The organism is Bradyrhizobium sp. WSM4873 (assembly GCF_055811355.1).
On the sequence record NZ_JBVVPS010000001.1, the window covers coordinates 527,389 to 548,110 of the forward strand.

The 20,722-nt window shown below is 64.2% G+C and carries 18 protein-coding genes and 1 pseudogene; 5 read left to right on the forward strand and 14 right to left on the reverse strand.

Annotated features, from left to right (window positions below):
• Window positions 1–159 precede the first annotated feature (159 nt).
• From AC0L21_RS02595 to AC0L21_RS02620, 6 genes are all read right to left on the reverse strand, one after another.
• Complete coding sequence (locus tag AC0L21_RS02595) at window positions 160–990, reverse strand: OmpA/MotB family protein (RefSeq protein ID WP_007592497.1); 831 nt, start codon at window positions 988–990, stop codon at window positions 160–162.
• A gap of 23 nt (window positions 991–1,013) precedes the next feature.
• Entirely contained in the window at window positions 1,014–1,787 is a 774-nt protein-coding gene (locus AC0L21_RS02600; RefSeq protein WP_007592499.1) for a motility protein A, read from the reverse strand.
• Window positions 1,788–2,144: 357 nt separating this feature from the next.
• The gene (locus AC0L21_RS02605) at window positions 2,145–2,864 is read right to left on the reverse strand and encodes an RraA family protein (protein WP_473257703.1); all 720 of its coding nucleotides are present in this window, start codon (window positions 2,862–2,864) and stop codon (window positions 2,145–2,147) included.
• A gap of 152 nt (window positions 2,865–3,016) precedes the next feature.
• The gene (locus tag AC0L21_RS02610; protein WP_473257705.1) at window positions 3,017–3,898 is read right to left on the reverse strand and encodes a CDP-alcohol phosphatidyltransferase family protein; all 882 of its coding nucleotides are present in this window, start codon (window positions 3,896–3,898) and stop codon (window positions 3,017–3,019) included.
• 86 nt (window positions 3,899–3,984) lie between these two features.
• A complete protein-coding gene (locus AC0L21_RS02615) occupies window positions 3,985–4,689 on the reverse strand; it encodes a phosphatidylserine decarboxylase (RefSeq protein WP_473258371.1) in 705 nt (234 codons plus the stop codon).
• 77 nt (window positions 4,690–4,766) lie between these two features.
• Entirely contained in the window at window positions 4,767–6,722 is a 1,956-nt protein-coding gene (locus AC0L21_RS02620) for an ABCB family ABC transporter ATP-binding protein/permease (RefSeq protein ID WP_473257710.1), read from the reverse strand.
• Window positions 6,723–6,924: 202 nt separating this feature from the next.
• Between AC0L21_RS02620 and AC0L21_RS02625 the strand changes: the two genes are divergently transcribed.
• Complete coding sequence (locus AC0L21_RS02625; RefSeq protein ID WP_018459347.1) at window positions 6,925–7,530, forward strand: LOG family protein; 606 nt, start codon at window positions 6,925–6,927, stop codon at window positions 7,528–7,530.
• Here AC0L21_RS02625 and AC0L21_RS02630 read toward each other — a convergent pair.
• The 4 genes from AC0L21_RS02630 to cysS form a co-directional block, all read right to left on the reverse strand.
• Entirely contained in the window at window positions 7,527–7,904 is a 378-nt protein-coding gene (locus AC0L21_RS02630; RefSeq protein ID WP_473257713.1) for a VOC family protein, read from the reverse strand. The genes AC0L21_RS02625 and AC0L21_RS02630 overlap by 4 nt on opposite strands.
• A gap of 140 nt (window positions 7,905–8,044) precedes the next feature.
• Window positions 8,045–9,643 carry a citramalate synthase gene (gene cimA, locus AC0L21_RS02635; RefSeq protein ID WP_473257715.1) on the reverse strand — a complete coding sequence of 533 codons (1,599 nt, stop codon included), beginning with the start codon at window positions 9,641–9,643 and terminating at the stop codon, window positions 8,045–8,047.
• Window positions 9,640–10,149 carry a GNAT family N-acetyltransferase gene (locus AC0L21_RS02640; protein ID WP_473257718.1) on the reverse strand — a complete coding sequence of 170 codons (510 nt, stop codon included), beginning with the start codon at window positions 10,147–10,149 and terminating at the stop codon, window positions 9,640–9,642. The genes cimA and AC0L21_RS02640 overlap by 4 nt, the downstream gene beginning before the upstream one ends.
• A 115-nt stretch (window positions 10,150–10,264) precedes the next feature.
• Window positions 10,265–11,647, reverse strand: a complete 1,383-nt coding sequence (cysS, locus tag AC0L21_RS02645) for a cysteine--tRNA ligase (RefSeq protein ID WP_473257720.1) — start codon at window positions 11,645–11,647, stop codon at window positions 10,265–10,267.
• 293 nt (window positions 11,648–11,940) lie between these two features.
• Between cysS and AC0L21_RS02650 the strand changes: the two genes are divergently transcribed.
• Complete coding sequence (locus AC0L21_RS02650) at window positions 11,941–12,246, forward strand: hypothetical protein (protein WP_473257722.1); 306 nt, start codon at window positions 11,941–11,943, stop codon at window positions 12,244–12,246.
• Between the two features lie 130 nt (window positions 12,247–12,376).
• Window positions 12,377–13,564, forward strand: coding sequence for a DUF2865 domain-containing protein (locus AC0L21_RS02655; RefSeq protein WP_473257724.1), 1,188 nt, complete (start codon window positions 12,377–12,379; stop codon window positions 13,562–13,564).
• 167 nt (window positions 13,565–13,731) lie between these two features.
• Here the strand turns inward: AC0L21_RS02655 and AC0L21_RS02660 are convergent, their stop codons facing one another.
• The 3 genes from AC0L21_RS02660 to AC0L21_RS02670 form a co-directional block, all read right to left on the reverse strand.
• Entirely contained in the window at window positions 13,732–15,489 is a 1,758-nt protein-coding gene (locus AC0L21_RS02660) for an NAD+ synthase (protein WP_473257726.1), read from the reverse strand.
• A gap of 92 nt (window positions 15,490–15,581) precedes the next feature.
• The gene (locus AC0L21_RS02665) at window positions 15,582–15,935 is read right to left on the reverse strand and encodes a diacylglycerol kinase (RefSeq protein ID WP_473257728.1); all 354 of its coding nucleotides are present in this window, start codon (window positions 15,933–15,935) and stop codon (window positions 15,582–15,584) included.
• 4 nt (window positions 15,936–15,939) lie between these two features.
• A complete protein-coding gene (locus AC0L21_RS02670; RefSeq protein ID WP_106943045.1) occupies window positions 15,940–17,328 on the reverse strand; it encodes a class II 3-deoxy-7-phosphoheptulonate synthase in 1,389 nt (462 codons plus the stop codon).
• A 181-nt stretch (window positions 17,329–17,509) separates the two neighbouring features.
• On the opposite strand from AC0L21_RS02670, the pseudogene AC0L21_RS02675 reads away from it, so the two are divergent.
• Together AC0L21_RS02675 and AC0L21_RS02680 are read left to right on the forward strand one after the other, a co-directional pair.
• A pseudogene (locus AC0L21_RS02675) lies at window positions 17,510–18,407 on the forward strand (alpha/beta hydrolase family protein).
• Window positions 18,408–18,511: 104 nt separating this feature from the next.
• Window positions 18,512–20,272 carry an adenylate/guanylate cyclase domain-containing protein gene (locus AC0L21_RS02680; RefSeq protein WP_473257732.1) on the forward strand — a complete coding sequence of 587 codons (1,761 nt, stop codon included), beginning with the start codon at window positions 18,512–18,514 and terminating at the stop codon, window positions 20,270–20,272.
• Window positions 20,273–20,401: 129 nt separating this feature from the next.
• On the opposite strand, the gene AC0L21_RS02685 is transcribed toward AC0L21_RS02680, so the two are convergent.
• The gene (locus AC0L21_RS02685; protein WP_473257734.1) at window positions 20,402–20,665 is read right to left on the reverse strand and encodes a hypothetical protein; all 264 of its coding nucleotides are present in this window, start codon (window positions 20,663–20,665) and stop codon (window positions 20,402–20,404) included.
• Window positions 20,666–20,722: the final 57 nt, after the last annotated feature.

The following is a 20,722-nucleotide window of genomic DNA, read 5'->3' on the forward strand; positions in this document are numbered from 1 at the left end:
CAGCAACGGTCGTTGCCCACGCGACGACATGCCTCAGGTGAGATGGTGGTACAAGAGCCCTGAGCCTTTCCGTTCCCTAATGAAGGGGGATTGGCTCTATATCCTTGTTTTGTCGCGCTTTCTCCGCGCGAAACAGGGTCCGCTTCCCTCCAATGCGCCCTACGGCTTCAGATTCGGCGGCAGCGGCGGATCTTCGCGCATCAGGGTGATGGTCACCCGCCGGTTGGCCGCGAGCGAGGGATCGTCCGGAAACAGCGGCTGGGTATCCGCCTTGCCGGCGACGGCAAAGACATGGGCGGCCGGCAGGCCCTCACGTTCGAGGATCTGACGCACGGCATTGGCGCGGTCGGCCGACAGGTCGAAGGCGCCGTAGTCGCTGCGGGTCGGCACGAATCCAGCCGCGGTGTGGCCCGCGATGGAGACGCGCAGCGGCGTCGCCTTGAGCGGGACAGCGAGCTTTTCGATCAGGCGGCGGGTGCGGTCATAGGGCACTTTGGAACCGTCGGCGAACATCGAGCGGCCGTCCTGGTCCACGATCTCGAGGTTGAGCCCCTGCTTGGTCTCCTCGAACATGATGTGCTTGGACATCTCGGTCAGTTCCGGCATGTCCTGCAACGCCTGGCGCAGCGAGGCCGCAGCCAGTGCAAAATTCCGGTCGACCTTGATCTTCGCGCCCGAGGTGCGGTCACGATCCTCCTGGTCCGGCGTCGGCGTGTTGGAGGAATCCTCCGGCTGAATGTGATCGACGTTCTTCAGCCGTGGGCGGGTCGGCAGGCCGTCAGACTCGACAATGCCGGAATAGCGCGCTTCGGTCTGAACACCGAAGGCGTCGCGCATGGAGCCTGCGACGACCTTCAGCTTGTTGGCATCCTGGGTCGAGAACGCGACAAGCATCACGAAGAAGCTCATCATCAGGCCCATCAGGTCGGCGAAGGTCACGAACCAGCCGTGACCGCCTCCGTGTGAATCGCCGCGCTTCTTCTTGGCCATGTCTCAAATCCCGACGCGCGGCCTCAGGCCGGCACCGGCTCGCCTTCGGCGTGGCGGTGCTTCTCGGGCAGATAGGCCAGCAGCATTTCGCGGACCAGCGTCGGGCTCTTGGAGTCGCGGATCATCAGGATGCCGTCGATGATCAATGTGCGGTTGGTCTCTTCGTCCAGGAGCTTGCCGTGCAGCTTGTCGGCGATCGGGATACAGAACAGGTTGGCGACCAGCGCGCCGTAGAGAGTCGCGAGCAGCGCGGTCGCCATGAACGGGCCGAGCTTTGACGGGTCGGTCATGTTGGCGAACATCTGCACCATGCCGATCAGCGTGCCGACCATGCCGAAGGCCGGGGCGCAGTCGCCGATGGCGCGGTAGATCTTGCTGCCTTCGTCCAGATGCATCAGGAAATTGTCGCGGTCGCGCTCGAGATTGTCGCGAATGAAATCGAGGTCGTAGCCGTCGGCGACGTAGCGAATGCCCTTGGCGAGGAACGGCTCGTCGGTCTCGACCTTTTCCAAACCCACCGGCCCCTGCTTGCGGGCGATCTCGGCGATGCGGGCGAGTTCGTCGACCAGATCATGCGCCGACAGACGGCTCATCGTGAAGGCAAACTTGGCGCCGAGCGGCAGGCCGTGGATCAGCGTCGAGAGCGGAAAGCGGATCATGGTTGCAGCCGTCGAGCCGCCGAAGATGATGATCATCGCATGCTCGGAAATGAACATGTGGAGATCGCCGCCCAGCAGCATCATCGTCGCGATGACGACAATGCCCGCCACGAGCCCGATGCTCGTCATGATATCCATGGGAGACTCCAACGCGAACGCAACAACGGCCGTCCTGGCCGATGGCGCGGCCCAACCCCGAACCGCATCGGAAACCCTAGTGAGCCGCGATTAAAGACGCGTAAAGGTTAAGTCGAGCCGGCGCGCCGGGCGGCCGCAGCGCGCTGAAAGGCGCCGGCTTTTGCCGACCGCCGACACTGATTTCAACAATTTGCTAACCATACGGCGGCGCGCGCACCGATCACTCAAGGCCGCGCGCGCGAAGTCTTCGGATGCGCTGCCGCGGTGCTCGGCGAGCCGGATCAGGCCGCCCTATTCCTGACGGAACAGAGCAGCCTGCGAGCAGCGTCGCAGCCGTAGATCGTTCCGGTCCGGCCGTTAGTGGATCTCCGCAGAGCGCTTCAGCGCAGCCTTCAACTTCTCCAGCGAGAAGTCCGGGCTGCGGGCGATCTCGAGGATCGGCGTCTCGCGGCGGCCGCAGAGCTCGGCAGCCTCAGGCAGCTTTGCGGCGATATCGTGCGGAATCACGATGGCGCCGTGCAGATCGGCGTGGATCAAATCGTCCGACTTCACGGTCATGCCGGCGACGCGCACCTCGCCGCCAAAGCTCTCGGCATGCACCCATGCATGCGACGGGCCGATCGAGCCGGCCAGCGCCTGGAAACCCGGTGCCCATTGCGGGATGTCGCGGATCGAACCGTCGGTGATGACGCCGAGGCAGCCGAGCGCCTTGTGCACGTTGCTCTGCACCTCGCCCCAGAACGCTCCGTAGCCGACGTCGGGACCGTCGATGTCCTGGATCACCGAGATGCGCGGACCGTGGCCTGTACCGACATATTCGTAATAGTCGATGCGGCGCTTGGACTGCTCTTCCGGCGGTAGAGAATTTTTCAGCACCGAGCGGATCGCGACCGTGCGGGCATAGCCGACGATCGGCGGCAGATCGGGAAATGGGCAGACCAGCGGCTTGGTGGTGTAGCCGATCAGCCGGCGCTCGGGCGCCACGATCTCCATGGCATTGCAGATCGTCGGGGTGTCGTAGCGGCCCAGCGCTTCGAGGACGGAAGCAGGCAGCGGCCCGGTCGCGTTATTCGTCACGGCGTTCTCTCCCAGATTGGCGGCCGCTGTTGGCGCGGTGCCGCCGTCATCAGGCGATATAGCCGAGATCGGGCCTCAACCCAACTCAGGGCGCCTCATGGCAGATATCCAAGTCTCGCTGCTCGGGGTTTTGCCGCTCAGGGCCTTGCCGTTCAGTGCAGCCGGTCGGGCCGGTCATCGTCCCGCGGCGGCTCCGACAGGTTTGTCAGCGTCGGTGCCGACGGCGGCGACGAGACCTCGCCTCCCGCCGGCGCCGTGGCTTCCATCGTGCGCGCCTGGTCGCGATAGGATTTGTAGCCGAGCGGCAATGCGAGCAGATACAGCACCGTGCCGATCGACAGCACGTGCCAGGGATAGGCGATCAGCAGCGCGATGAAGACGATCACCGCGACGAACGCAGGCAGCACCAGTTCGGGCGGCACGCGCATGCGCTTGGTCTTGCCTGAGAACACCGGCAGGCGCGACACCATCAGGAAGGCGATCAGCAGCGTATACGCAGCCGTCACCGCCGCAGGCAGCCGGCCGAGATCGAGGAACGCGACATAGATCGGCAGCAGCACCGTGATCGCGCCCGCCGGCGCCGGCACGCCGGTGAAGAAATTGGCGGCGAAGGCCGGCTTGTTGGGATCGTCCATGGTGGCATTGAAGCGCGCCAGGCGGAGGCCACCGGAGATCGCAAACACCATGGCGGCGATCCAGCCGGCATTGCCGAGCTCGTGCAGCTGCCAGAAATACAGCATCAGGCCGGGCGCCACGCCGAAATTGACGAAGTCGGCGAGGCTGTCGAGCTCGGCGCCGAACTTGGACTGCCCCTTGATCATGCGCGCGATGCGGCCGTCGATGCCGTCGAGCGCCGCCGCGAATACGATGGCGTAGACAGCGAGCGACATCCGCCCTTCGATCGAGAGCCGGATCGAGGTCAGGCCGGCGCAGATCGCCAGCAGCGTGATGACGTTGGGCACCAGCATGCGCACCGGGATCGGGCGGAACCGCCGGCGGCGCACGTCAGGATCTTTGAAGTCATAGGGCGTCATGGCTCGTCCTCACCTTGGGGCGAGATATAGCAAGCCGCGTTCCCCTCCGCCATTGCGGCGGAAGACCCCTCGGGCCGACTTATTGGTTAATTGGAGCGGTAGGCGCGGCTCGGGTCGTCTCCGGCGAGATCGGCCAGAATCGTCTCGCCGGCGATCGCGGTCTGCCCTTCCGAGACCAACGCCCTGGTGCCCAGCGGCAAATAGACGTCGAGCCGCGAGCCGAAGCGGATCAGACCGAAGCGCTCACCGGCGCCGATTGCCTGCCCCTCTTTGACGAAGCAGACGATGCGCTTGGCGACGAGCCCTGCGATCTGGACCACGCCGATCCGCGCCGTCGGCGTCGTGATCGCCAGCGAGTTGCGCTCATTGTCCTCGCTCGCCTTGTCCAGCTCGGCATTGATGAAGAGGCCGGGCCGGTAGGCGATACGGTCCACCCGGCCTGCGATCGGGCTGCGGTTCACATGGCAGTTGAACACGCTCATGAACACCGAGATGCGCGGCAGCGGCCGATCGCCGAGCCCGAGTTCGGCGGGCGGCAGCGCCATGGTGACCATCGAGACGCGGCCGTCGGCTGGCGACACCACGAGCCCCTCGCGCACCGGGGTCACGCGCACCGGATCGCGGAAGAACAGCGCGCACCACACGGTCAGGATGGTGCCGATCCACCCCAACGGCGACCAAAGCCAGAACAGGATCAGGCTTGCCAGCGCAAAGCCTCCGATGAAGGGATAACCCTCCTTGTGGATCGGCGGGATCTGACGCTGGATCGAATCGAGAATGGACATCGTTATCTGCCGCTCAGGGTTGATGGCGCAGGTCGTCCCGCGCGGTGGTGTTGTTTAGGCCAGAGTTGGGACCGGAGACAAGGTCACTCCGCCGCCGCAGGCGCCGTCAGGACATCGGCAACCGGCGGCGGCTCCCGGTTGGGCGCCTCGCCGGAATCGGCCATCCTGGCCAGTTTCTCGCGCGCCGCCTCGGCCTCGCGCTGCCTGTTCCACATGCTGGCGTAAAGGCCCCCCTCCGCGAGCAGTTTTGCGTGGGTGCCGCGCTCGGCGATGCGGCCCTGGTCCAGCACGATGATCTCGTCGGCGCCGACGATGGTCGAGAGCCGATGGGCGATCACCAGCGAGGTGCGGTTCTTCGCCACGCGCTCGAGCGCGCCCTGGATCTCGTGCTCGGTGTGGGTGTCCAGCGCGGAAGTCGCCTCGTCCAGCACCAGGATCGGCGGCGCCTTCAACACGGTGCGCGCGATCGCGACTCGTTGTTTTTCGCCACCGGACAGTTTCAGGCCACGCTCGCCGACCTGGGTCTCGTAGCCTTTCGGCGCCATGCGGATGAAACGATCGATCTGCGCCAGCTGCGCTGCCTGCTCGACCTCGGCATCGCTGGCGTCCCAACGGCCGTAGCGGATGTTGTAGCGGATGGTGTCGTTGAACAGCACCGTGTCCTGCGGCACCATACCGATGGACGCGCGCAAGCTCGCCTGCGTGACTTCGCGAATATCCTGGCCGTCGATCAGGATCTTGCCGCCGGAGATGTCGTAGAGCCGAAACAAAAGCCGCGAGATGGTCGACTTGCCCGCACCGGATGGGCCGACGATCGCGACCGTCTTGCCGGCCGGCACCTCGAAGCTGATGCCCTTGAGGATCGGACGGGACGGCTCATAGGCAAAGCGCACGTCCTCGAAACGCACATTGCCCGCGGAGACCGCCAGCGGCTTCGCGCCCGGCGCATCCTTGATCTCGGCCTCGCGCCCCAGCACGTTGAACATCTTCTCGATATCGATGATCGCCTGCTTGATCTCGCGATAGACCATGCCCATGAAGTTCAAGGGCTGGTAAAGCTGGATCATCATGGCGTTGACCAGCACGAAATCGCCGACGGTGTTGGTGCCGTTGCGCACGCCGATCGCGCACATCAGCATGGTCGCGGTCAGCCCCAGCGTGAAGATCACGGCTTGCCCGGTGTTGAGCACGGCCAGCGAAGTGTAAGCCTGGACGCTCGACTCCTCGTAACGCGCGACCGATCGGTCGTAGCGCTGCGACTCACGGGCCTCGGCGCTGAAATATTTGACGGTCTCATAGTTGAGCAGCGAGTCGATCGCCTTGGTGTTCGCCTCGGTGTCGGCATCGTTCATCTTGCGGCGGATGCCGATCCGCCACTCGGTCGCGATGTAGGTGTAGTACATGTAGACCGCGACAGTGACGAGGGTCGCGAGCACGTAGCGCCAATCGAACTGCCACAGCAGCACGGCCATCAGCAGCGAGACCTCGACGATGGTCGGGATCAGCTGCAGGATCACCATGCGTACGATGACCTCGATGCCCTCGCGGCCGCGCTCGAGCACGCGCGTCAGGCCGCCGGTCTTGCGCTCCAGGTGGAAGCGCAGCGACAGCTCGTGCATGTGGATGAAGGTGATAGTGGCGAGCTTGCGCACCGCATGCATGGCAACGCGCGCGAAAATGCCGTCGCGCCATTGCGTCAGCACTGCCATCAGGATGCGCATCACGCCGTAGCTGGCGGTCAGCAGCAGCGGCGAGGCGATCACCCAGAGGTGCCAATTGTCGGCCTGCACCGGCGCGGTGTTGGCGCCGGTCAGCGCATCGGTCGCCCATTTGAAACTGAAAGGAACCGTGAGCGTGATCAGCTTGGCGGCGAGCAGCAACACCATCGACCAGACCACGCGCATCTTCAGGTCGAAGCGGTCGCCCGGCCAGATATAGGGCCACAGGTGCGCCAGCGTGCCCATCAGCGTGGCCCGCTCCAGCGGCCCCCCGGCGGGATCAGGAACGTTGGGGCCGGCGGGCAATTGAGCTTGGTCCATCAAGAAGCCTGAAAAGCCCGTCGGATGCGGGCTGCGTTGCCATTAAGGATTTTCGCTTGTCATATAGAGCCTTACCGATGCCCATGCACCCCGCCAGATGGCGAATCTTCGATTGTTCTTCGCCGTTTACCGGTAGATTTCCGGAAGTCCCGAATCACCGATTGGGCTTGACGCCTCTCCGCTGCAATGCATCATGGCACCAATGAGCACGATCAAAACCGTCTGTGTCTATTGCGGCTCCGGCCCAGGAACCAATCCCCGTTTCACCGAAGGCGCCAAGGCGTTCGGCAAGGCGCTCGCCGAGAACAACATCCGCCTCGTCTATGGCGGCGGCTCGCTCGGCCTGATGGGCTCGGTTGCCACCTCCGTGCTCGACCACGGCGGCACCGTCACCGGCATCATCCCCGACTTCCTGCGGATGCGCGAAAACGCGCTGACGCGCGTGCAGGAGATGATCGTCACCCCCGACATGCACGAGCGCAAGCGCTTGATGTTCGAACGCTCCGACGCCTTCGTGGCGCTCCCGGGCGGCGTCGGCACGCTGGAAGAGCTGGTCGAGCAATTGACCTGGAAGCAGCTGGGACGTCACGCCAAGCCGGTGCTGCTTGCCAACATCGACAATTTCTGGGAGCCGCTGTTCTCGCTACTGTCGCACATGCGCCAGACCGAGTTCATCCGCGCCGGGCTTTCGGTCGACATCCTCAAGGCCGATCGGATCGAAGAGATTTTGCCGAAGCTGAAATCGGCTGCGGCGCAGATCGAAGACGCGGAAAAGCAGCTCGCCCCGGAAATGGCGCGCAAGCTTTAGTCCGCAGGAAACGTCACCGCCTCGATCCGGTTGCCATCGGGGTCGACGACGAAGGCTGCGTAATAACGCACGCGATCGTGCGGGCGGATACCCGGCGCGCCGTCGGACGCGCCGCCGGCGGACAGCGCTGCCGCGTGAAATGCATCGACCTCGGCGGTCGTCCTGGCCCGCAGGCAGATATGCACGCCGCTCTCCGGCGGCACGCGCGGCATGCCCTCGCGCAGATTGATCCAGAATTCGGGATAGGCCTTGCCAAAGCCGATCGTCCGCGGTCGCGCGACGACGCGCGTGAGCCCGAGGGCCCCGAGCGTTGTTTCGTAAAATGTCGCCGAGCGTTCGAGATCGCTGACGCCGACGGAGATGTGATCGATCATGCCTTGGTCCCTCCTCACCCCCAGCTGTCATCGCCCGGCTTGACCGGGCGATCCAGTATTCCGAGACGCCAGAGAGCTACGGAGAAGCCACGGTGTACTGGATACCCCGCTTTCGCGGGGTATGACAGCCATTGTGGGTCCTAAGCCGGCGCGCCCGACTTCACCAGCTTGTAGATCACCGAATCCATCAATGCCTGAAACGAGGCGTCGATGATGTTGGGGGACACCCCGACCGTGGTCCAGCTGTCGCCGTTCTCGTCCTCGCTCTCGATCAGGACGCGCGTGACCGCGCCGGTGCCGCCGTTGAGGATACGCACGCGATAGTCGATCAGCGTCAGGCCTTCGATATATTTCTGGTACTTGCCGAGATCCTTGCGCAACGCGACGTCGAGCGCGTTGACGGGACCGTTGCCTTCGGCCGCCGAAATCAGATGCTCGCCGGCAACGTCGACCTTGACCACCGCCAGCGCCACGGTGACGCGCTCGCCATGCGAATTGTAGCGCTGCTCGACATTGACGTCGAACTGCTCCACCTCGAAATAATGCGGCACCTTGCCGAGCGTGCGCCGCGCCAGCAGCTCGAACGAGGCGTTGGCGGATTCATAGGCGTAGCCCTGGGCTTCGCGCTCCTTCAACTCCTCGACCAGCCGCGACAGCTTCGGATCGCTCTTCTCATAAGCGATGCCGGCGCGGTCGAGCTCGGCGATGACGTTGGAGCGGCCGGCCTGGTCGGACACCAGCACCTTGCGGTGATTGCCGACCAGCTCCGGCAAGACATGCTCGTAGGTCTGCGGATCCTTCAGCACGGCGGAGGCATGGATGCCGGTCTTGGTGACGAAGGCGCTCTCGCCGACATAGGCTGCATGCCGGTTCGGTACGCGGTTGAGCATGTCATCGAGCGTGCGCGACACCTTGACCAGCGTTGCGAGCTTCTCCGCCGTGACGCCGATCTCGAAGGCGTCGGCAAACTCGGCCTTCAGCTTCAAGGTCGGGATCAGCGAGCACAAATTGGCGTTGCCGCAGCGCTCGCCGAGGCCGTTCAGCGTGCCCTGGATCTGCCGCACCCCGGCGCGTACCGCGGCGAGCGAATTCGCCACCGCCTGCTCGGTATCGTTATGGGCGTGGATGCCGAGATGATCGCCGGGGATGTGCTTGGTCACCTCAGTGACGATGGCCTCCACCTCGTTCGGCATGGTGCCGCCGTTGGTGTCGCACAGCACCACCCAGCGCGCGCCGGCTTCATAGGCGGCTTTCGCGCAGGCGAGCGCGAAACTGGAATCCTCCTTGTAACCGTCGAAGAAATGTTCGCAATCGAGCATCACCTCGCGGCCGGCGGCCTTTGCTGCTGCGACGCTGTCGCGGATCGAGGCGAGGTTCTCCTCCTTCGTCGTCTCCAGCGCGACGCGCACTTGGTAAGCCGAAGCTTTTGCGACGAAGCAAATCGCGTCGGCTTTGGCTTCCAGCAGCCCGGCCACGCCCGGATCGTTGGAGACCGAGCGCCCCGCCCGCCGCGTCATGCCGAACGCAGTGAAGCGCGCATGCGAAAACTTCGGCTTGGTGCCGAAGAACTCGGTGTCGGTCGGATTGGCGCCGGGATAGCCGCCCTCGACATAGTCGATGCCGAGTTCATCGAGCATCGCCGCGATGATTTGCTTGTCGGTCAGCGTGAAGTCGACCCCATTGGTCTGCGCGCCGTCGCGCAGCGTGGTGTCGAACAGATAGAGACGCTCCTTGCTCATTGCAGCGCTCCCGACGCAGGGCCGCTGCCGAGCGTCTTTTGCATGGTGGTGTTGGCCAGCCACTCGTCGTTGACGGTGATGCTGTTGCGCTGCATGGCGACATAGCCGCGCTTGGCAAAAAAGCCCTGCGCGTTGTCGCTGGCATCGACCGTCAGCTTGTCGGCGCCGCGGCCGCCCGCAAGCTTTTCCAGCGCATCGACCAGCATGGTCGCCAGGCCCTGCCCGGCCACGGCCGGATGCACATAGAGCATGCGGACATGATCCTTGCCGCGGAGCGAGGCAAAGCCCACCGGTGATCCCTCCAGCGTTGCGATCAGCGTCAGGTCGGAGGCGAGCCCCTTGCCGAATTCTTCGTCCTCGGCTGCGGCCATCCAGGCCTGCTGCTGCGCTTCGCTATAGTCCTCGCCGGTCAGCTCTTCGATGCTGGCCGTGAAGATCGCGGCGAGAACCGGCACGTCCTCCGGCAGGAAGGGCCGCAAGCCAGGCTTTGGGAGTGCTTGTGCCATCGTCTTCACCACATCCCATAGAGTTTCAGCGCCAGCGCCACGGCGGCGCCGAGCAGCAGGATTTTCAGCGCGATGTAATAGAACCAGTGCCGCGGAAAAGGCGTGTCGGGCCGCTTCATCGTGCGACCTCCCAGGTCGTGCCTTCCTTGGAGTCCTTTATCGCGACGCCCATCGCGGCAAGCAGATCGCGGATACGATCGGAATCCGCAAAGTCCTTGCGCTCACGCGCCGCCGTCCGCTCCGAGATCAGGCGCTCGACTTCCTTGGCATCGACGCCACTCGCCTGCTGCTTGCGTCCTTCCCACTGCGCGGCACTCTCGGAGAGAAAGCCGAGCAGACGCAACGAACCCGCGAGGGCACCAACGTCGCTGCCGCGCAACCCATGCAGCGCCGCGATGGCGAGCGGCGTGTTGAGGTCGTCGAGCAGCGGCTCGACCACTGACAGGGCGGGCTTGCTGGGCGCGATGTCAGCCGCAACTCGATACCAGTCGTCGAGCGTCTTCGCGCTCTCCTCCAGCGACTTCATCGTCCAGTCGATCGGCGAGCGGTAATGCGTCTTGAGCATATTCAGGCGCAGCACTTCGCCCGGCCAGTCGGTGAGCAGCTCATGGATGGTGATGAAGTTGCCGAGCGATTTCGACATCTTCTCGCTCTCGACCTGCAGGAAGCCGTTGTGCATCCAGTAGTTCGCCATGCGCTCCCGATGAAAGGCGCAGCAGGTCTGCGCGACCTCGTTCTCGTGATGCGGAAACACGAGATCGATGCCGCCACCGTGGATGTCGAAGTGCTCGCCGAGATGCTTCCAGGCCATCGCCGAGCACTCGACGTGCCAGCCCGGGCGCCCCTGCGCGGCGATGCCGGCCGGTGATGGCCATGACGGCTCGCCGGGCTTGGACGGCTTCCACAGCACGAAGTCGGTGTTACCCTTTTTGTACGGCGCGACATCGACGCGGGCGCCGGCAACCATCTCGTCCAGCGAACGATTGGACAGCGCGCCATAGCGCGGCAGCCCGGAATCGGCCGCGTTCATCGCCTGCGGCGAGAACAACACGTGATCCTCGGCGACATAGGCAAAGCCGCCGGCGACCAGCCGCTCGATGATATCGCGCATCTCGCCGATATGCTCGGTGGCCCGCGGCTCGACGCTCGGCCGCAGCGCACCGAGCGCATCGACGTCGGCGTGAAACTGCTCGCCGGTCTGCTCGGTGACTTTCCGGATCGCCTCGTTCAGCGGCAGGCCGGGGAAATCCCGCGCGGCGCGGTCGTTGATCTTGTCGTCGACGTCGGTGATGTTGCGGACATATTTGACGTGGGCCGCGCCATAGAGATGGCGCAGCAGCCGGAAGAGCACGTCGAACACGATCACCGGCCGGGCATTGCCGATATGGGCGAAGTCATAGACGGTCGGTCCGCAGACATACATGCGGACGTCCTTGGCATCGAGCGGCACGAAGGTGCGCTTTTCCCGGCTCAGCGTATCGTAGAGGCGCAATTCCATAAGGATACCCGTCGGCTGTTGGCCGGGCGTCCAAGGCTCTCAATGGTTTTGAGAAAAGACGGCTCCAGCCAGCGAATCGCTAGCTCGTAATCTCGCGGCAAATGGCGCAAATGATGAGGAGACCGTTCATGACGGAACATATGGGCTATGAGGCTGCCCCGCGTCAAGAGAGCCGCGGAAATGCCGTTTTATCTCCGCAATGCGCAGCCGCAGCGCATAGATAGTTCATATCCTTAACCATTTGAGCCCATTCTGGAACTGGCAGTTCCTAATTTTTTGCCCCCGGTGTTTTCATGCGATCATTGCTCGCGCTCATTTCCTGCGCCTCCACCCTCCTCGTTTCCAGCGCTCTCGCCGAGACCCGCGTCTTCATCATCCCCAACCAGGCGGACGGCTACGGCGTCGATCAGTGCCTGGCCAAAAGCGACAAATGCGGCGCGCAGGTCGCCCGCACCTACTGCCAGTCACGCGATTTTGCCCAGGCTTCGGCCTATCGCCGGGTCGATCCCGACGAAATTACCGGCTCTGTCCCCAAATCCGGCGCAAACTGCTCCCATGGCCATTGCGATGAATATGTCGCAATCACCTGCCAGCGCTGAATTCGCTCGGAACTGGCGTACCTTAGGCCCAATCGCTGGCCTCTGAAACGACGTGACGATGCCGCAGGAAGCGGCTATGGGAGGGCGCGCTTCGGCCCCCCACATCACGCGTGGCCGTGACCTCGCTAGAATGGCGGATATGCCTGAATTTTTGTCTCTATCCCGTGCTCGCTCGATCCTTGCCTGCGCCGTGCTCTTGAGCACGGTCGCGCTCGCCAATGGTGCTTCCGCACAGGCCGGACCGCCGGGACCGCCGCCTCAACCCGGCCAGAACGGGCTCGGACCCAACCCGATGTGTGCGCGCCTGGAAGGCCAGCTCGCCGGTCTCGATCGTGGCGGCGGCGGTGATCCCGCGCGCGAAGACCAGATCCGCCGCTATCAGGAATCCCAGAGCAAGCAGCAGGCCGAGCTCGACCGCGTCACCATGCAGGCCAAGCGCATGGGTTGCGATTCCTCCGGCTTCTTCTCGTTGTTCAGCGGCCAGTCGGCGCAATGCGGTCCGGTCAACACCCAGATCCAACAGATGCGCGCCAATCTGGACCAGATCACCGGCAATCTCGAACGCCTGCGCGGCGGCGGTCCCGGCGGCTTCAGTCCCGAGCGTGACAACCAGCGCCGCTCGGTGCTGGCAGCGCTGGCCCAGAACAATTGCGGCCCGCAATATGCCAACGCCGCGCAGTCGCAAGGCGGCGGCAACTTCCTGAGCAATCTGTTCGGCGGCAACAACCCCAACAATCCGCAAGGCGTGCCGCCGTCCGATCTCGGCCCGCAATCAGGCACCTATCGCACCGTGTGCGTGCGCACCTGCGACGGCGCGTATTTCCCGGTTTCGTTTGCGACCGTGCCGGCGCGCTTCCCCGACGACGAGAAGACCTGCAAGGCGCTGTGCCCGGCCGCCGAAGCCGTGCTCTACACCCATCGCAATCCCGGCGAGGACATGAACTCCGCGGTCTCCACCAGCGGCCAGCCCTACACGGCGCTGCCGACCGCGTTCAAATTCCGCAGCGAGTTCAACCCGTCCTGCTCCTGCAAGGCCGCAGGCCAGACCTGGGCGGACGCGCTCAAATCGGCCGACGACAAGGCCTCGGCCGAGCAGCAGGGTGACATCATCGTCACCGAGGAGAGCGCCAAGAAGATGCAGCAGCGGCAGCTCACCAAGGGCACGCCCGCGAATGCGAAGAAGGGCGCAGCGCCGGCGACGACGACGGCTGGCGCGCCGGCAGCAACGCCGCCGATGGAAACTGGCACCCCTGCCAACTCCGAGAACAAGCCGATCCGTTCGGTCGGGCCAAGCTTCCTGCCGCAACAGCAGAAGTAGGCGGCCACAAATTCAACTGTCATGCCCGCGAAGGCGGGCATCCAGTACTCCGCGGCGGCAGTTGGGTTTTGACAACGTCCGCCGCGGCGTACTGGATCATCCGCCTTCGCGGATGATGACAGCGTCGTACGTGACGACACCGTCCATCCCACGACCGTCGGCCAGCCTCACCCCTCGAACGCGTCGATCGAGGCTTTGCTCCCACGCGACACCAGCGTCTCATCCGGGGCGGCGAGCTGCTCGCCTTTGTCGCGAAAGCGGTTGGTGATGGGATAGCGGCGGTCGCGGCCGAAATTCCTGGCCGTGACCTTGACGCCGGGCGCGGCCTGGCGGCGCTTGTATTCGGCGACGTTGAGGAGATGATCGATGCGGGTGACCATCTCGCGGTCGAAGCCAGCGGCGATGATCGTGTCGAGCGGCTCTTCGCGCTCGATGAGACGCTCCAGGATGGCATCGAGCACGTCGTAAGCCGGCAACGAATCCTGGTCGGTCTGGTTCTCGCGCAGCTCCGCGGTCGGCGGGCGCGTGATGATGTCGGGCGGGATCACCTCGCCCGCAGGCCCGAGCGCGCCATCCGGCTTCCAGCTGTTGCGCAAGCTTGCCAGCCGAAACACCTGCGTCTTGTAGATGTCCTTGATCGGATTGAAGCCGCCGTTCATGTCGCCGTAGAGCGTGGCATAGCCGACCGACATTTCCGACTTGTTGCCGGTTGTCACCACCATCAGGCCGGTCTTGTTGGAGATCGCCATCAGCAGCGTGCCGCGGGTGCGGGCCTGGAGATTTTCCTCGGTGACATCGGGCGGCAGATTCTTGAAGACGCCGGACAGGATGGTCTCGAATCCGGTCACCGCTTCGGCGATCGGCAGCACCTCGTAGCGGATGCCGAGATGGCCGGCGAGCTCGCCGGCGTCCGCAATCGAGTGTGCCGCAGTGTAGCGATAAGGCAGCATCACGCCGTGCACCTGATCGGCACCCAGCGCATCGACCGCGATCGCTGCGCACAGCGCGGAATCGATGCCTCCGGAAATGCCGAGCAGCACCCCGGGAAAGCCATTCTTGGCGACGTAGTCGCGTAGACCCAGCACGCAGGCCGCGTAGTCGGCGTGGTCGCCCTCGGGCTGCGCGGCGATCGGACCGGTGCAACGCCAATCGTCGCCGCTTCTCGTGAAGCGGAGTGTGGTGATGCTCTCCGCGAACGCCGGCAATTGCGCTGCGAGCGAAAGGTCGCCGTTGAGCGCGAAGGAAGCTCCGTCGAACACCAGCTCGTCCTGGCCGCAAACCTGATTGAGATAGACCAGCGGCAGGCCGCTCTCGGTGACGCGCGCGACCGCGACCGACAACCGCACGTCGGCCTTGTTGCGGGCGTACGGAGATCCGTTCGGCACAAGGATGATCTCCGCGCCGGTCTCGGCCAGCGTCTCGACCACGTTCTCGTAGTCCTCGGACTCCTCCAGCCAGATATCCTCGCAGATCGGCACACCGATGCGCACGCCGCGCACGGTGACGGGACCGGCCGCAGGGCCGCGCGAAAATAACCGCTTCTCGTCGAACACGCCGTAATTCGGCAGATTGCATTTGAAGCGCAAGCCAGCAATACGGCCGCCATCGAGCAGCGCGCAGGCATTGTAGAGCCTGCCCTCCTCGACCCATGGCGTGCCGATCAGCATGGCCGGCCCGCCATCGGCGGTCTCGCGCGCCAGCGCTTCGATCGCAGCGCGGCAGGCGGCCTGAAAAGCAGGCTTCTGCACCAGATCTTCCGGCGGATAACCGGCGATGAACAATTCCGGAAACAGCACGAGATCGGCGCCGTCGGCGGCTGCCCGCACGCGCGCCGCGCGCGCTTTCGCGGCATTGCCGTCGATGTCGCCCATGGTCGGATTGAGCTGGGCGAGCGTGACCGCGAATGCGTTGAGACGTTCGGTCATGGCGCTCCGATCAGAGCATGATCCGGAAAAGTGTGAAGCGGCTTTCCGAAAAGATCATGCTCAAAAAAACAGTCTAGAGCGCGATGCGCGCTCTAGAGGAATCCCAATCGCTCGATGATGGCGATGATCCAGAACGCGCCAGCCATCAGGAGCGCAACACCGACCGCGGCCGAGCCCATGTCCTTGACCCGCCCGATCTGCTTGTCGTGATCCATGGTCAGCCGGTCGGCAAGCTTCTCGATTGAAGTATTGAGGAGCTCGACCACCAGGACGAACGCGACCGCGCAGATCAGCTCGACCGCGCGCATCGCCGTCGCGCCGACGAACCAGGCAACGGGCAGCGACAAGAGGAGCGCAACGATCTCCTCGCGGACGGCCTGCTCCGAGCGGAACGCAAAGGCCAGACCGTTACGGGAATTGATCGTGGCCTTCCAGATCCGCAGCAAGGTCTCAGAGCCCCGCTGCGGCCGGCATCGGCCTGACCTTGCCGGCGCGTTCCTGCTTGAGCAGTTCCGCGACCAGGAAAGCCATGTCGATGGATTGCTCGGCGTTGAGCCGGGGATCACAGACCGTGTGATAGCGGTCGTTGAGATCCTCGTCGGTGATCGCGCGGGCGCCGCCGAGGCACTCGGTGACGTCCTGGCCGGTCATCTCCAGATGCACACCGCCGGCATGGGTGCCTTCCGCGGCGTGGATCGCGAAGAACGACTTCACCTCGGACAGGATGCGGTCGAAGGGCCGCGTCTTGTAACCCGACGTCGAGGTGATGGTGTTGCCGTGCATGGGATCGCACGACCAGACCACCACTTTGCCCTCGCGCTTCACGGCGCGGATCATGTTCGGCAGGTGCTCGCCGATCTTGTCGGAGCCGAAGCGGCCGATCAGCGTCAGCCGGCCCGGCTCGTTGTCGGGATTGAGCACGTCGATCAGCTTCAGCAGCTCGTCGGGCTTGAGCGATGGGCCGCATTTGAGCCCGATCGGATTCTTGATGCCGCGGAAATATTCGATATGGCCGTGGTCGAGTTGGCGGGTGCGGTCGCCGATCCAGATCATGTGACCCGAGGTCGCGTACCAGTCGCCGGTGGTGGAATCGACGCGGGTCATGGCCTGCTCGTAGCCGAGCAGCAGGGCCTCGTGGCTGGTGTAGAAATCGGTGGCGCGCAGCTCGGGATGGGCCTCGAGATCGAGGCCGCAGGCGCGCATGAAATTGAGCGCATCGGAGATGCGGTCGGCCAATTCCTTGTAGCGGCGGGACTGCGGGCTGTCCTTGAGGAAGCCGAGCATCCACTGATGCACGCTGCCGAGATTGGCGTAGCCGCCGGTGGCGAACGCACGCAGCAGGTTCAGCGTCGCGGCCGACTGGCGATAGGCCATCAGCTGGCGCTGCGGATCAGGGACGCGCGCTTGCTTGGTAAAGGCGATGTCGTTGACGATGTCGCCGCGATAGCTCGGCAGCTCGACGCCGTCGATCTTCTCCATCGGCGAGGACCGGGGTTTTGCGAACTGGCCGGCGACGCGCCCGACCTTCACCACCGGGACGGCGCCGGCATAGGTCAGTACCACCGCCATCTGGAGCAGCACGCGAAAGAAGTCGCGGATGTTGTTGGCACCGTGCTCGGCAAAGCTCTCGGCGCAGTCGCCGCCCTGCAGCAGGAAGGCCTCTCCGGCCGCGACCCGCGCTAAGGCCTTCTTCAGATTGCGCGCCTCGCCCGCGAACACCAGCGGCGGAAAGGTTGCAAGCTGCGCCTCGACGTCGGCCAGGGCCTTGGCGTCGGGATAATCGGGCACCTGTAGCACCGGCTTGCTGCGCCAGGACTCGGGCGTCCACCGCTCGGACATCGCAATCTCTCCGTGAAGCAAAAAGCACAACCTGATCTGTGGGTTGCGAGGGTCGCCTTATACACAGGCTGGCCACCGGCCGCCAGTTGTAAATCCGTCTGGCACTGCAAAGCCTTGCGGGGAAAGCCAAATTCGCATTTGCTGGGAAACGGCTTGGAAACTGGCAAGATACCTTCGGCCCATGGACGTGGCACTGGACGACGTTTTCATCGACGAGATCAGCTTCCCGGCCACCGACGGGTATGCGCTGACCGGCACGCTATTCCTGCCGCGCGGCACCAAACGTCATGCTGTCTTGGTCAATTCGGCGACTGCCGTCCCGCGAAAAATCTATCGCGGCTTTGCCTCCTATCTCGCCCATCGCGGCTGCGCGGTCCTGACCTACGATTATCGGGGCATCGGCGACTCCCGGCTGCCGGCGATGGTCGGCTACAACCAGCCGAAATCGCTGGTCGGCTTCAAGGCCTCGATGTCGGACTGGGCCGCGCTCGACGTCACCGCCGCGGTGCACTGGATGCGCCAGCGCTACAATACCCTGCCCTTGGCCTATGTCGGCCACTCCTTCGGCGGCCAGGCGCTCGGGCTGATCGCCAACAACAAGGAGATTTCGCGCGCCGCGTTCGTGGCCTCGCAGGCCGCGACCTGGCGGTTGATGACATCGCCGGAAAAATATCGCGTCTTCGCCTTCATGAATTTTGTCGGCGTGCCGCTCGTCCACGCGCTCGGTTTATGCGCCGGGCTGGGCCGGCATCGGCGAGGATTTGCCCAAGGGCGTCTTCCTGCAATGGGCCGAGTGGGTCTCGAGCCCCCGTTATCTCTTCGATTCAAAGCTGCCGGCCCTGGAGAACTTCGCGAAGTTCAAGGGCGAGTTGCGCACACTCTGCTTCTCCGACGATCCCTGGGCGACGCGGCCCGCGGTCGAGCTGCTTGCGAGCGGATTCACCGCGATCAAGCCTGAGGTGCTCAACGTGAAGCCGTCCGACGTCGGCGCCAAGGCGATCGGCCATTTCGGCTTCTTCCGCCCCGACCACCGCGACACATTGTGGCGCGGCGTCGCGGAATGGATCCAGGGGGAGTGAGAATAGATCTCGGACGAATGTCGGTGCTGGCCTGAAGCAGCTCTGCGTGCTTTGATGCGCTGGGCCAAATATCATATTTTAGAGGCCATTTTGTTGAGACCAATTTGACCGGCGAGCGCGTAGAACGACGACTTGTAGCAGTATTGGCTGCGGATGTCGCCGGCTACAGCCGTCTCATGGGCGCTGACGAGGAAGGCACGCTGGCCCGGCTGAAGGCAGCTCGAAAGATCGTTGTCGATCCCACGATCGCTGCGCATCGCGGCCGCATCGTCAAGACAACCGGCGACGGCATGCTGGTCGAGTTTGCGAGTGCGGTGGACGCGGCGCGCAGTGCGGTCGAACTCCAGCGCGGAATGGCGGCGCAGAACGCCGACGTCTCCCCGGCAATGAGGATCGATTTCCGGATCGGCATCCACATCGGCGATATCATCCTTGATGACAACGACATCTTCGGCGATGGCGTCAACATCGCCGCGCGCCTTGAGGGGATAGCCGACCCCGGCGGCATCTGTATCTCCGACGATGCTCGTCGGCAGATTCGTGGCAAGGTAGACGTCGCCTACGACGATATGGGTCTGCAAGCACTCAAGAATATCGCCGAACCGATGCATGCATGGCGCCTCCTTGTGGATGCGAATTCATCTGCAGCATCATCAAAGCCGCGACAAACGCCTGAAACTGCGCGACCGCTGGCGCTTCCGGACAAGCCATCCATCGTAGTGCTGCCGTTCCAGAACATGAGTTCCGATCCGGACCAGGAGTTCTTCGCCGACGGAATAGCGGAGGACGTCATCACGGCGTTGTCGCGATATTCCTCACTGTTCGTCATCGCCCGCAATTCGTCGTTTTCCTTCAAGGGACGCGCGGCAGACGTGAAACAGGTCGGGCGCGAACTGGGCGTTCGCTATGTGCTTGAGGGCGGCCTGCGAAAATCCGGCAACCGCGTCCGTGTCACCGCGCAGCTTGTCGAAGCAGAGACAGGCAACCATGTCTGGGCGGAACGCTACGACCGCGATATAGCCGACATCTTCTCCGTCCAGGATGACATCGCGCAGTCCACGACCATTGCCATCGCGCCGGTCATTGCCGGCGCCGAGCAACAGCGGGCCATGCGCAAGCCGCCCGCAAGTCTTGATGCCTGGGGTGCCTACCAGCGTGGAATGTGGCATCTGGGCAAGGCGAGCACCGAGGACGATGCACTTGCCGGAGAATTCTTTCAGCGCGCCATTGATCTCGATCCCATGTTCGCGCCCGGATATATCGGGCTCTCCACCGTGCTCAGTCGGTCGAAAGGAACGCAAGTCGAGGAGGAAGAATTGGCGCGACGCGCGGTCGCTCTCGATCGTGGCAACGCGGACGCCCATTCACGCCTGGCGCTGGCGCTCAACGCTCGGGGCGATCACGGCGGAGCACGTGCGCAGGCCGAGCGTGCGCTGGCACTCTGCCCGAATCTGGCACCAGCTCACGGAGCGCTGGGCGTCATTCTCGCGTATTCCGGCTGTCCGAAAGAGGGGCTCGTCGCCCTCGAGACGTGCATTCGGCTGGACCCTCGTGACCCATCGCTGGTCAATCGCTTGAACCAGGTCGCATTGGCTCACTATTTTTGCCGGGACTACACGGCCACGGTCGAGGCGGCGGAGCACGCGATCCGAACATTTCCCGATTTTCCCTCCCCCTACCGCTGGCTTGCGGCAGCTCTCGGCCAACTCGGTCGAACTGCTGAAGCCGACGATGCGCTGCAGAAAGCAATCGCAATTTCATCGGCATCCTTCGAGTTTCAGGTCCGTCAGCGGCCACCGTGGTTTCGGCCAGAAGATCACGCCCTCATGCTGGACGGCCTTCGGAAAGCGGGTTGGGAGGATTGAGGAAGCAGTTGACCGATTGCTATTCACGGCCCGTCGCGTCGGCGATGTGGCGCGGAGTCCGGCGCACGCGGGCCACCGCGGCCTCGGCGCGAACCGCCGGGTTTGCAGTCGGAACGATGAGTGTGCGCCCTAGCGAATGATCGTCGTCAGCGACGAGTAGCGCTTGTTCAGCTTGACTTCGCCCGGCGCGAATTGCGCAAACGCCTCGCTGACGCGGACGGCCGGCGGCGTATCGCCGGCGAAACGAAACTCCATCGGCCGCGGCGCGTAGAAGCTGGCGCTGTAATAGGCTTCGTCGAAGCGCGCCTCGCCGATCCCGAACATTGCGTCGCACGCGAACAGAAGTGCGTAGACTCCCGCGACCGCGACGACGACCTCCCTGAGAACTGACATGCTGATGCCCCACCCTGTTGCAGGCAGGATGCACGCCGGTTCCAAAGCCGGGGTTTA